The 12,299-nt window shown below is 63.9% G+C and carries 12 protein-coding genes; 5 read left to right on the top strand and 7 right to left on the bottom strand.

The genetic code is table 11. The annotated features are described in order from the left end of the window. Positions 1 to 20 precede the first annotated feature (20 nt). Both X730_RS150365 and X730_RS150370 read left to right on the top strand, forming a co-directional pair. Positions 21 to 1,466 (top strand): aldehyde dehydrogenase, encoded by a 1,446-nt coding sequence (locus X730_RS150365; protein WP_023826432.1) that lies wholly within the window; start codon positions 21 to 23, stop codon positions 1,464 to 1,466. A 255-nt stretch (positions 1,467 to 1,721) separates the two neighbouring features. Then, positions 1,722 to 2,753, top strand: coding sequence for a hydroxyacid dehydrogenase (locus tag X730_RS150370; protein WP_023729450.1), 1,032 nt, complete (start codon positions 1,722 to 1,724; stop codon positions 2,751 to 2,753). Positions 2,754 to 2,917: 164 nt separating this feature from the next. On the opposite strand, the gene msuE is transcribed toward X730_RS150370, so the two are convergent. The 3 genes from msuE to X730_RS1000000165345 all read right to left on the bottom strand — a co-directional run bounded on the left by msuE (position 2,918) and on the right by X730_RS1000000165345 (position 4,424). Next, positions 2,918 to 3,478 carry an FMN reductase gene (gene msuE, locus X730_RS150375; protein WP_023739493.1) on the bottom strand — a complete coding sequence of 187 codons (561 nt, stop codon included), beginning with the start codon at positions 3,476 to 3,478 and terminating at the stop codon, positions 2,918 to 2,920. A gap of 27 nt (positions 3,479 to 3,505) precedes the next feature. Continuing rightward, a complete protein-coding gene (locus X730_RS1000000165350; RefSeq protein WP_023826431.1) occupies positions 3,506 to 3,934 on the bottom strand; it encodes a glutathione S-transferase C-terminal domain-containing protein in 429 nt (142 codons plus the stop codon). A gap of 106 nt (positions 3,935 to 4,040) precedes the next feature. After that, the gene (locus X730_RS1000000165345) at positions 4,041 to 4,424 is read right to left on the bottom strand and encodes a glutathione S-transferase N-terminal domain-containing protein (protein ID WP_023826430.1); all 384 of its coding nucleotides are present in this window, start codon (positions 4,422 to 4,424) and stop codon (positions 4,041 to 4,043) included. Here X730_RS1000000165345 and X730_RS1000000165340 point away from each other — a divergent pair. The 3 genes from X730_RS1000000165340 (at position 4,410) to X730_RS150380 (ending at position 7,050) form a co-directional block, all read left to right on the top strand. Then, entirely contained in the window at positions 4,410 to 4,886 is a 477-nt protein-coding gene (locus X730_RS1000000165340; protein ID WP_023826429.1) for a cupin domain-containing protein, read from the top strand. The genes X730_RS1000000165345 and X730_RS1000000165340 overlap by 15 nt on opposite strands. Positions 4,887 to 4,888: 2 nt before the next feature. Continuing rightward, positions 4,889 to 5,296, top strand: coding sequence for an AraC family transcriptional regulator (locus X730_RS1000000165335; protein ID WP_050588113.1), 408 nt, complete (start codon positions 4,889 to 4,891; stop codon positions 5,294 to 5,296). Positions 5,297 to 5,403: 107 nt separating this feature from the next. After that, a complete protein-coding gene (locus X730_RS150380) occupies positions 5,404 to 7,050 on the top strand; it encodes an acetolactate synthase large subunit (RefSeq protein WP_023826427.1) in 1,647 nt (548 codons plus the stop codon). A gap of 28 nt (positions 7,051 to 7,078) precedes the next feature. Here X730_RS150380 and X730_RS150385 read toward each other — a convergent pair whose 3' ends face one another. Genes X730_RS150385 through X730_RS150400 form a run of 4 tightly spaced genes read right to left on the bottom strand, consistent with a single transcriptional unit; the run spans position 7,079 to position 12,293 of the window. Then, the gene (locus X730_RS150385; RefSeq protein ID WP_031196984.1) at positions 7,079 to 8,449 is read right to left on the bottom strand and encodes an alpha-glucosidase/alpha-galactosidase; all 1,371 of its coding nucleotides are present in this window, start codon (positions 8,447 to 8,449) and stop codon (positions 7,079 to 7,081) included. Between the two features lie 21 nt (positions 8,450 to 8,470). Further along, positions 8,471 to 10,138 carry an ABC transporter ATP-binding protein gene (locus X730_RS150390; protein WP_023741777.1) on the bottom strand — a complete coding sequence of 556 codons (1,668 nt, stop codon included), beginning with the start codon at positions 10,136 to 10,138 and terminating at the stop codon, positions 8,471 to 8,473. Between the two features lie 10 nt (positions 10,139 to 10,148). Beyond that, entirely contained in the window at positions 10,149 to 11,285 is a 1,137-nt protein-coding gene (locus X730_RS150395) for an ABC transporter permease (protein WP_023687914.1), read from the bottom strand. After that, positions 11,286 to 12,293: an ABC transporter permease gene (locus X730_RS150400; protein ID WP_031196982.1), complete on the bottom strand. Its 1,008-nt coding sequence runs from the start codon at positions 12,291 to 12,293 to the stop codon at positions 11,286 to 11,288. Between the last annotated feature and the right edge of the window lie 6 nt (positions 12,294 to 12,299).

Here is a 12,299-nt window from a genome sequence, read left to right as displayed (position 1 = left end):
GGCGAGCGAGGGAGAGAACAATGGACATCGGACTTCTGATCGACGGCGACAAAAGGGATGCCTCCGGCTCAGCCTCTTACGAGCGCATGGACCCGTTCACCGGCAAGCTGGCGACCCGCGCTGCCGCAGCCAGCATCGCCGACGCCAATGCCGCGGTCGAAGCCGCTGCTGCCGCTTTCAAGACGTGGTCGAAGACCGGTCCGGGCGAGCGCCGCGCTTTGCTGTCCAAGGCGGCCGATGTCATGGACTCCAAGGTCGGCGAATTCACCAAGTTGATGATGGAAGAAACCGGCGCGACCGGCCCCTGGGCTGGCTTCAACGTCATGCTCGCCGCCAAAATGCTGCGCGAGGCAGCCGCCATGACGACGCAGATTTCGGGCGAGGTCATTCCCTCCGACAAGCCCGGCACGCTGGCCATGGCGATCCGCCAGCCGGCCGGCGTCTGCCTCGGCATCGCGCCGTGGAATGCACCGGTCATCCTCGGAACCCGTGCCATCGCCATGCCGATCGCCTGCGGCAACACGGTTGTGCTGAAAGCTTCGGAAATGTGCCCAGGCACGCACCGGCTGATCGGCCAGGTGCTGGTCGAGGCCGGCCTGCCCAAGGGCGTCATCAATGTCGTCACCAATGACCCCAAGGACGCAGCGGCAATCGTCGAAACACTGGTCGCGCACCCAGCAGTCAGACGCGTCAACTTCACCGGCTCGACGAAGGTCGGCAGGATCATTGCCGAACTCGCCGGCCGTCACTTGAAGCCAGCGCTGCTCGAACTTGGCGGCAAGGCGCCGCTGGTCGTGCTGGACGATGCCGACATCGACGCCGCGGTCAATGCGGCGACCTTCGGCGCCTACATGCATCAGGGCCAGATCTGCATGTCGACCGAGCGTCTGGTCGTTGATGAAAAGGTCGCCGACGAATTCGTCGCCAAGCTCGCCGTCCGCGCGGCGCAGCTGCCGGCCGGCGACCCGCGCGGCCATGTCGTGCTCGGTTCGCTGATCAGCAGCCAGGCCGCCGACAAGATGGAAGAACTGGTTGCCGACGCCGTCGCCAAGGGCGCCAGGCTTGTGGCCGGCGGCAAGCGCACCGGAACCGTGGTCGAGGCGACATTGCTCGACCACGTGACGCCGGCGATGCGCGTCTATTCGGAAGAATCCTTCGGCCCGGTCAAGCCCGTGATCCGCGTTGAGGGCGAGGACGAAGCGGTACGTGTCGCCAACGACACCGAATACGGCCTGTCCTCAGCCGTGTTCAGCCGCGACATCCGCCGTGCCATGACGGTCGCCGCGCGCATCGAAGCCGGTATCTGCCACATCAACGGCCCGCCCGTCGGCGACGAGGCGCAAATGCCGTTCGGCGGCGTCAAGGGTTCAGGCTACGGCCGCTTCGGCGGCAAGGCCTCGATCGCCGAATTCACCGACCTGCGCTGGCTGACGATCGAGGATCCGGGGCAGCACTATCCGTTTTGACTGCACCTTCTCTCACAGGGGGAGAAGGAAAGGAGCCCTCAGGGCCGTTGCCTGGCGAGCCAACGGATTCCCGCATCAAAACCCGGCAAGGCTCGAGCCACGGGATCGGCGGCCCCTCCCGGAGTTGTAAATCGTTTAATCGTGGGTATTTTACCCCTCAAGCACATGCCGCCGGAAGGCGGCAAGCGGTTTTGGGGACTACCACAAGTGCAAAGCAAGAATACGCGATACGCATCGCGCCGGGGAGGAGTCGTTATGCCAAACAAAGCCCTGCCGCTGGTCATCAGCGCGCCGGAACCACGCACGCTCGACCTGATCTTCACCCCACCGCAGCTGGCGCGCCTCAAGGCGCATTACCGCGTCGTCGAGACGACGGCCGAGGGCGTGGCGAACTTGCCCGCCGACGTGCTGGCCGAAGCCCGCTATATTATCGGCCAGCCGCCGATCTCGCCCGAGACCTTGGACCAGATGCAGGCGCTGCGTTGCGTCTTCAATGTCGAGACCAACCTCATCAACAACATGCCCTATGAGACGCTGTTTGCGCGCGGCATCCATGTCGTCACCACCGGCCTCGTCTTCGCCGAGCCGGTGGCCGAGCTTGGCCTCGCCATGGCGCTCAACCTCGCCCGCAACATCGTCGATGCTGACCTCGCCTTCCGCAAAGGCGAGGAGCTGTGGGGCGGTGACGGCAATTTGACGGCGCGGCTTCTGTCCGGCGCCGATGTCGGCATCATCGGCTTCGGCGATCTCGGCCGTGCGCTGAACCGGCTGCTGTCGGGTTTTCGCACCCGCACCAAGGTCTTCGACCCTTGGCTGCCGCCGTCGATCCTGATCGACAATGGGGTCAAGCCGGCCTCGCTGGACGAGGTGCTGACATCAAGCGATTTCGTCTTCGTCGTCGCTTCGGTGACCTCGGAGAACCAGGGTTTCCTCGGCGCTGAGGCCTTTGCAAGTATGCGCAAGGGCGCCGCCTTCATCCTGCTCAGCCGCGCCGGCGTCGTCGACTTCCCTGCCCTGATGGCGGCGGTGAAAAGCGGCCACATCGTCGCCGCCAGCGATGTCTTCCCAGAAGAACCGCTAGCGCAGGACCATCCGGTCCGCACGATCCCCGGCTTCCTGCGCTCCGCCCACCGCGCCGGTGCGCTCGACATCGCCTTCAAGCGCATGGGCGACATGGTGCTGGAGGACATGGACCTGATCGACCGCGGCCTGCCGCCTCTGCGCTCCAAGCGCGCCGAGCGCGAGACGGTGTCAAGGATGCGTTCGAAGCCGGCGGACAGGAACTAGTTGTCGCGAGAAATCCGCCTGAGATGGATTTCGCAGTTGGCCAAAACCCCTTTGTCATCGCCGCTCAGGATGACCGGGAACCTTCCGGCATTGGCGTTTTTCAGCCGGATCGCTCCCATTTTATTCACTCCGAGCAAAGCCGGAGGCGGCCCGCTCGCCTCGCTCTATCCGGCAGCAACGCCGGCTGCCGAGCGATTGGCCAGCACCAGCCCGACCTCGCCGACAACCTGATCGACGCGCTTCAGGATGGGTTCGGCCCGCAGCACGCCGTCGGAAAAGTCCTTGTCCGTGGCATAGACCCCTGTCGGCAGCGTCAGCGCCTCGAAGAAGCCGAACAACGGCCGCAACTGGTGCTCGACGATCAACGCGTGGCGATCGTTGCCGCCGGTGGCAAGCAGCACCACCGGCTTGCCGCGCAAGGAAGCGGGATCGAAGAGGTCGAAGAAGTGCTTGAACAGGCCGGTGTAGCTGCCCTTGTAGGTCGGTGACCCCACCACCAGCACATCGGCATTGACGACGCTGTCGAAGACTGCCCGGGACTGGCCGTCGAGATCGCGCGCCCATTTGGCAGCGCCGAGCGACGGGCCGAGGTCTTCGATGTCATAGGTGCTCGCCGACAGGCCATGCTGGCGCGCAATATCCCTGACAACCTGGTCGACAAAACCACGCGTCTTGGACGGCCTGGTGAAATTGCCGGAAAACCCGACGACGGTTGGATTGGGCATGTTTCTCTCACCTCTCGCGGCGGGGTTTCATACCGCATATTTACAGGCTTGCGCCTGCCGCAAGAAGCAAATGACTGACCTTGCAGCACCATAGTGAGGAATTTTTTTCCGTTTGCCCGCTCGTCTCAGGGCCGCGAGAAGCGGGCCATAGGATTCCAGGTAGAAGCCGGGCGACCTGGCGCAGGTCCGCACCGCCTCCCTGGCGGCAACCGTTTCCTGCCACCGCAGCAGGCGCTCGCATTCGGTCGGCATGACGAAGCCCAGATATTTCTCAAGCACGCACAGCTGTTCGAACCAGGGATAGAAGGCGATGTCGGCGGCGCTGAATTCCGAGCCCAGCAAAAACCGTTCGTCCGCCCCTCGCAGGGCGAAGGCATGCTGTTCCACAAAGCGCAGATCGTCGGCAAGCTGGGCCTTGATCCGCTTATGAACCATAGCGTCGGAACTGTGCATCATGGTTGCCGTCCGGGCGTAAAGCTGCGTGTCGGCGAAGCTGATCCAGATGCGCGCCTCAGCGCGGGCCTGAGCATCCCTGGGGAAAATCGGCCGTTCGGGGAATGCATCATCGAGATATTCCGCAGATGATCGACGACTCCCTGACATATTGCCCCTGATGGCGCAGCAGCGGCACCTTTCCCGTCGGCGTGAGTTTCAGGAACCACGCCGGCTTGTTGCGCAGATCGATTTCGATTTCCGTCGCCTGCAGGCCTTTCTCGGCAAGGGCGAGCCTGACACGGTGCGCATAGGGACAAAGCTGCGCGACAAAAAGCTCGATTGGCGGCATGAATAACTCCTGAGTTTCGTTATCGCCGACAAGCGGCCTGTCGGGCATAGCTAGGTCCAGTAAGGCCGGCGCGCTATTCGACAGCGTCTGGATTGATTTATCGATCGTCTGTTTCTGGAGCGAAGCGTGGATCTCCTGGCTACCCTCATGCGCGAATTGCACTTCGCAGCCGCCGGGTACCGGCGCCTCGAACTGGCCGCGCCCTGGGCGATCTCGTTCAGCCAGGCTGGACTTCGCGGCATTCACGTCGTCATCAAGGGGCGATGCGAGGCGGTGTTCGGTGAGGAAGATGTCGAGCCTCTCGATGCCGGCGACCTGATCATTGCACCGCGCGCCGATCCGCATGTGCTGCGGTCGCCCGGCGCGCTCAAAAGCGCGAACGTCCCCGCCGCCGAACTGGCGACCCAAACCGCAGCCGGGCGTATTCGCAGCGGCGGCGAAGGCGAAAAGACCGTCATCCTGTGCGGCGCCTTCGCCTTTCGCGACGCCGACCATCCGGCACTTGCCGGCCTGCCGCGCATCGTTCACATCCGGGGATCGAATGGCCGTCTGCCCAAATGGCTGCGTGGCTATGTCGAGGCCTTGCTGGTGGAAGCGACCGACGAAGGTCCCGCAGCGACGTAGTAATGGCTCGCCTGTCTGGGGCCATCGTCACGCGCGCCTTGCGCTCCGGTCTGGAAAGCATGGACAATCCAGGTTGGCTGAGGGGATTGCAGGACCCCGCGATCGCCAGAGCGCTCGCGACCCTGCATGAAGCCTATGGCCACGGCTGGACGATCGAGACCCTGGCACGCGCGGTCGGGCTCTCCAGGGCAACCTTTGCCGCCCGCTTTCGCGATCTCGTCGGCGAAGCGCCCATGGCCTATCTCTTCGGCTGCCGCATGCGGCAGGCTAGCCGGCTGCTGCACGAGGGCAAGAGCCTGGGCCAAGTCGCCGAGGCGGTCGGCTACAGCTCGGAAGCCGCCTTCTCCACCGCCTTCAGGCGCCACGCCGGCGTCTCGCCCGGCCAATTCAGGAAACGGAAGGATCTGTAAGGCAGAGCGATATTGGCGGCGGCCGCGCCTCGCGCTAGGGCTTTGCCAGCACTATGTCTGATCATATCCCGACGCGGTTCGCCGCCGCTTTGCCCAGGAGATGCTTCGTGCCCAAAGGTTCTGACCTGCTTGTTGCCGCCCTCGAGAATGAGGGCGTCGATCGCATCTTCGGCATTCCCGGCGAAGAAAACCTGGACGTCGTCGAATCCATCCGCAAATCCTCGATCCAGCTCATCCTCACCCGTCATGAGCAGGCGGCGGCGTTCATGGCCGCCACCCATGGCAGGCTCACCGGCAAGCCAGGTGTGTGCATCACCACGCTGGGACCCGGCGCCCTGAACCTGACGACGGGTGCCGCCTATGCGCTGCTCGGCGCCATGCCGATGATCATGATCACCGGGCAGAAGGGCATCCGGTCGTCGCGCCAGGCCCGCTTCCAGATCGTCGACATCGTCGCCGCGATGAAGCCGCTGACCAAGCTGTCACGCCAGATCATCTCGGCGAAGACCATTCCCGCCGTGGTGCGCGAAGCGTTTCGGATTGCCGAAGAGGAGCGTCCGGGGCCGGTGCATCTGGAACTGCCCGAAGACATCGCGGCCGAGGAGTGCGACGATGTCGCGCTGATCCCGCCGCATCCGGTCGAGCTTCCGCTGGCCAGCCCGCTGGCGCTCGACCGTGCCGCCGAGATGATCATCAAGGCGCAACGGCCGCTGGCGATGCTGGGCGCCGCCGCATCGCGGCCGCGCTCGACGTCCGACCTCGCCCAGTTCGTGATCAGGACCGGCATTCCCTATTTCACCACGCAGATGGGCAAGGGCACGGTGCCTGGCGGAACCGAGCTCTACATGGGCACCGCCGCGCTGTCCGAGCGCGACTATGTGCATGAGGCCATCGAACAGGCCGACCTCATCATCACTATCGGCCACGACACGATCGAGAAGCCGCCCTTCATTATGGGCGACAAGGGACCGAAGGTGATCCATGTCGGTTACCAGCCAGCCAATGTCGAGCAGGTCTATTTCCCGCAGACCGAAGTGGTCGGCGACATCGGCGCTTCGCTCAGGCTGCTTGCCGACCGGATCGAGGGCAAGATCCCCAACGCGCAGGCGCTACTGCCGCTGCGCGAAGGGATTTTGAGCCGCATTGCCATCCGCGCCACCGAAGACCGTTTCACGCCGCAGCGCTTGGTGCACGATGTGCGCGCGGTGATGCCGGCCGATGGCATCCTGGCGCTCGACAACGGCATGTACAAGATCTGGTTTGCGCGCAATTACCGCACGCGCGTCGCCAACACTTTGCTGCTCGACAACGCCCTGGCCACGATGGGCGCCGGCCTGCCGTCGGCGATGACGGCGGCGATGCTCTATCCCGGCCGCCGCGTCATGGCGATCTGCGGGGACGGCGGCTTCATGATGAACAGCCAGGAGTTGGAAACCGCCGTCAGGCTGAAGCTCAACCTCGTCGTGCTGATCATCGAGGACAATGCTTTCGGCATGATCCGCTGGAAGCAGGCGGTCGACCAGTTCCCCGATTTCGGCATGACCTTCGGCAATCCCGATTTCGTCCGCTATGCCGAGGCCTATGGCGCCAAGGGAACCAGGGTCGGCGCCGTCTCAGAAATACAATCGACGCTTGAACAGGCCTTTGCCGGCGGTGGCGTCCATCTCGTCGTCGTTCCGATCGACTATTCGGAGAACGAGCGCGTGCTGGTCGAGGAACTGCGCCACCGGTTGCCGGCGCCACCGGAGGCCTGACGGTGGAGTAGATACCGCCGCAGCGCGCTCAGGCGGCCCGGACCTTGGCGCTCCCACGCGCCCAGGTCGGCAGCCAGTCGCCATGTGTCGCCAGCAACTCATCGACCAGCGCCCAGATCTGGTCGAGATCGAGTTCGGCGGCCGTATGCGGATCCATCATCGCCGCGTGGTAGATGTGCTCGCGGTTTTCGGTCATCAGCGCCTGCACCGTCAATTCCTGCACATTGATGTTGGTGCGTATCAACGCGGTGAGTTGCGGCGGCAGCTCGCCAATATAGGTCGGCTGGATGCCGGAGCCGTCGACCAGGCACGGCACCTCGGCGGCGCAATTGTCCGGCAGCGAGGTGATGCAGCCATTGTTGCGGACATTGCCGTAGATCACCGAAGGCTCGCCGGTCCACACCGAGTTCATGATCGAGGACGCGTATTCCTTCGATTGCTCGACCTCGATGCGGTCGGCCGAGCGATAGGCCTCGGCCTGGCCCTTCCAGCGCTCGATCTGTTCGATGCAGCGCTTGGGATATTCGTCGAGCGGAATGCCGAATTTCTCGATCAGGTCGGGGCGGCCTTCCTTGATGAAATAGGGCGTGTATTCGGCGAAATGCTCGGAGCTTTCGGTGACGAAATAGCCGAGACGCGTCAGCATCTCGTAGCGCACCTTGTTGGGGCAGCGCGGGTTCCAGCCCAGCTTCGGCGCCCTGCCCTCGCGATAGGCGCGGACAAGGTCCGGATAGAGGTTGCGGTAAGAGCCATCCGGCTGCCGGTGCTCGAACTTCAGGTAGAAGGCCATGTGGTTGATGCCGGCCGAGCGGTAGCGTATCTCCTCGTAGGGAATGTCGAGATCGTGCGCCAGTTCCATCGCTGTGCCTTGCACCGAATGGCAGAGGCCGACCTGTTTGATGTCAGGAAATTTCTCTGAAATCGCCCAGGTGTTGATCGCCATCGGGTTGACGTATTGCAGCATGATCGCGTCGGGGCAGACGGCCAGCATGTCCTCGCAGATCTTCCACAGATGCGGCACGGTCCGGAGGCCGCGCATGATGCCGCCGACGCCGAGCGTGTCGGCAATGGTCTGGCGCAGGCCGTATTTCTTCGGCACCTCGAAATCGGTGACGGTGCAGGGCTCATAGCCGCCGATCTGGAAGGCGACCACGACGAAGTCGGCGCCGGCGAGCGCCCTGCGCTGGTCGGAATAGGTCTCGGCCTTCGCCTTCACGCCCAGCGTCGCGATCAGCTTGTTGACGACGACGGCGCTCTCTTCCAGCCGCTGCGGATTGATGTCCATCAGCGCGATCGTCGCGCCTGACAGCGATGGCCGCTGCAGCACGTCGCCGACAATGTTCTTCATGAACACGGTCGAACCCGCGCCAATGAAGGTGATCCTGGGATGTCTTGCCACTATTAAACCTCCGGCACTTTGCTACGCCACGTCGAAGGCGGCCCTGACGAGCCGTTCGGTGTAGGCGGTCTTGGGATGGGTGAGGACCTCGTCGACGGGCCCCTGTTCGACGATCTTGCCGTTCTGCATGACGATGACGCGATGGCAGAGCGCGCGCACCACCTTGAGGTCGTGCGAAATGAAGAGATAACTAAGGCCGCGTTCGTCCTGCAGCTTGCGCAACAAGTCGATGATCTGCGCCTGCACCGAAAGGTCGAGCGCCGATGTCGGTTCGTCGAGCAGGATGAATTCGGGCTCCAGCGCGATGGCTCGGGCAATGGCGATGCGCTGCCGCTGGCCGCCGGAAAATTCGTGCGGGAACCGCGACAGGATATCGCCGGGCATGCCGGCGCTGACCAGGGCGTCGCGAACCCGACCGACCCGCTCGCGCCGTGTCGCGCCGATCCTGTTGACGACCAGCCCTTCCTCGATGATCTGGCCGATCGTCATACGCGGGTTGAGCGACGAGAACGGATCCTGAAAAACGACCTGCATGCGCGAGCGCAGCGGCCGCATCCCGGCGCGCGACAGGCCGTGGATCGGCTGGCCGTCGAAGCTGACCTCGCCGCGCTTGGCCTCGGTGAGCCTGAGCAAGGCGAGACCGAAGGTGGTCTTGCCGGAGCCGGATTCGCCGACCAGCCCCAGTGTCTCGTGGCGGCAAAGCTTCAGGCCGAGATCGTCGACGGCGACCAGCTCGCGCCAGTCCGGCTTCAGGAAGCTGCCATGGCGTAGCATGAAGCAGACGCGCATATCGCGGGCCTCGAGGATGGTGCCGCTGTTTTCCGGCAGCGGCTGCGGCTTGCCGTGCGGCTCTGAAGCGAGCAGCCGCTTGGTATAGGCATGCTGCGGGTCGGCGAACAGCCGCTCGGTAACGTTGTGCTCGCACATCTCGCCATGCTGCATGACATAGACATAGTCCGAGAATTTCCGCACCACGGTGAGGTCGTGGGTGATCAGGATGACCGCCATCCTGAGTTCTTTTTGCAGATTGCGGATCAAATTGAGGATCTGTGCTTGCACCGTGACATCGAGCGCCGTCGTCGGCTCGTCGGCGATCAGCACATCGGGGTCGTTGGCGAGCGCCATGGCGATCATCACGCGCTGGCGCTGCCCGCCCGACATCTGGTGCGGATACTGTTTGATGCGCGCTTCCGGCTCGGGGATCTGGACATGCCGCAAAAGCTCGAGCGCCCGCGCCCAGGCTTGCTTGCGGCTGACCTTTCGATGCACTCTGATCGCCTCGACGATCTGACTGCCAACCGTATAGATCGGGTTGAGCGAGCTCATCGGCTCCTGGAAGATCATCGAGATGCGATTGCCGCGCAACTTGCGCCGGGCGCTCTCGGGGAATTTCAGTATGTCCTGCCCGCAATAGTGGATGGTGGATTTCGGCGACACGGTGGCCCGCTTCGACAAGAGCCCCATGACAGCACGCGCCGTCACCGACTTGCCGGAACCGGACTCACCTACGATGGCGATCGTCTCGCCGCGATAAAGCTGGAACGAGACATCCTTCACAGCGTCGACGACGCCGTGCTCGACCTTGAAGGCGACCTCGATGTTGCGGGCATCGATGATGGGTTGGTCGTGGCGGCCGGCATGGTCGAGCCGGACGGCTGGTGCGAAGGTGGCTGCGAGCGCTACGGTCATCCCGGCCACCTCAATAGGGATCGACGGCATCGCGCAGGCCGTCGCCCAGCGCGTTGAAGGCAAAGACGGTGATCAGCACGAAGCCGACCGGCGACAGGATCCACGGATAGGTGCCGATGACCGAATAGGTAGCCGTGTCCTGCAGCATCAGCCCCCATGAGATCAGCGGCGGTTTCACGGCGAAGCCGAGGAAGCCGAGAAAGGCTTCGAGCAGCACCACCGTCGGGATGGCGATCGTCACGGCGACGATGACGTGGCTCATCACATTGGGAAAAATGTGCTGCATGATGATACGCATGTCGGTGGCGCCAACCGCCATGGCAGCGCGCACATAGTCGATCCGCGCCAGCGCCAGCGTCTTGCCGCGCACCTCGCGCGACATCTGCGCCCAGCCCAGCGCCGACATGACGATGATGACGAAGGCGAGGAAAACGTTGGTCGGCGCGGTCACCGGGATCAGCGTCGTCAGAGCAAGATAGAGCGGCAATTGCGGGAAGGCGAGCACCAACTCGACGAAGCGCTGCATCCAGACGTCGAAGCGGCCGCCGAAATAGCCCGAGACCATGCCGACCGTGGTGCCGATGACGGTGATGATGAACACCACCGTCAGCGCGATCATCAGCGAGACGCGCGAGCCCTGGATGGCGCGCGACAACACATCCCGGCCGAATTTGTCGGTGCCGAGAAAATGCACCGGCTGGCCGTCGGCCGAAGCAAAGAAATGCCGGTTGGCGGGGATCAGTCCAAGCAGCCGGTAGTCGGCGCCCTTGACGAAGAAGCCGAGCAGGCGCGGATGCTCGTAATCCGGCCCGACGACCGGCTGGAAGGTGACCGGGTCGAGGTCAGCAGAATCCGCCAGCGCATAGACCCGCGGCTGGAGCACGAAATTCCCGTCTCTGTCGTGAAAACTCATCACTTGCGGCGGGGCGAAAGCGACATCGGTCACCTTGGGGTCCATCGGCGCGAAGAAATCGGCGAATAGCGCCATCAGCACCAGAAGCACGACCAGGATCAGCCCGGCCATGCCGGTCCAGGAGCGCCTCAGCCGGCGCCAGACCAGCGCCATATAGCTCTCATTGCCGCGTGGGGTCGCAATCGCGGTTGCTTCAGCCGGGGGCGGCGGCGGGGATGGGTCACGCGCCAGCATCTAGCTCTCCCTGAACTGGCGTACGCGCGGATCGAGCAGCGCGAGCAGCATGTCGGCGATGATGTTGCCGACGATCAGCGTTGCCGACAGCACCATCATGAAGGTCGCCGTGACATAAACGTCGCCGACCGCCATCGAGCCGACAATGGCCGGCCCGACCGTCGGCAGCGCAAAGATGATCGCCGTCTCGATCTCGCCGGTCAGCATGTAGGGCAGCACCACGCCCTGATACATGATGAGCGGGTGCAGTGCGTTGGGCACGGCATGGCGCATGACGACGGCGCTGCCGGTCAGGCCCTTGGCCTTGGCCGTCTCGACATATTGCGCGTTCAGCGTATCGAGCAGATTGCCGCGCATGACGCGCATATTGTAGGCGAGCCCGCCGAAGGTGGCGATCGCCACCACCGGCCAGACATGCTTGACGAGGTCGGCGAATTTCGCCCACGACCACGGCGCGCCGCCATATTGCGGCGAGAAGAAGCTGCCGATCTCCGACACGTTGAACTGGAAGACCAGGAGATAGACGATGATCAGCGCCATCAGGAAGCGCGGCACCGTCATGCCGAGGAAGGAGATGGCCGACAGCGCCGAGTCAATCCATGTGTATTGCCTGGTCGCCGCCCAGATGCCGAAGGTGATGCCGAGCACCGAGGCCAGCAGATGGCAGACCAGCGCCAGCAGCAGCGTGCGCGGCAGCCGCTCGCCGACCACGGCGGCGACCGGCTTGTTGTAATAGAGGCTGTAGCCGAAATCGCCGCGGGTGACGATGCCGGCGATCCAGTTCAGGTACTGGACCGGCAGCGGTTTATCGAGGCCGTGCTCGACCCTATAGGCCTGCGCCTGCGCGTCGGCTTCGGCAAAAGACGCCCCGCCCTGGTTGATCAGCTGCGAGCGGATATAGTCGGCATAGTCGCCCGGCGGCGCCTGGATGATGGCAAAGGTGACCAGGCTCAGGATGACCATGACCGGCACCGCCGATGCTATGCGCATGGCCAGGAATCGCAGCACCGTCTC

It is taken from the genome of Mesorhizobium sp. L103C131B0 (genome assembly GCF_000502275.1).
Lineage (GTDB): Bacteria > Pseudomonadota > Alphaproteobacteria > Rhizobiales > Rhizobiaceae > Mesorhizobium.
This window is presented reverse-complemented; position numbering and strand designations above follow the sequence as displayed.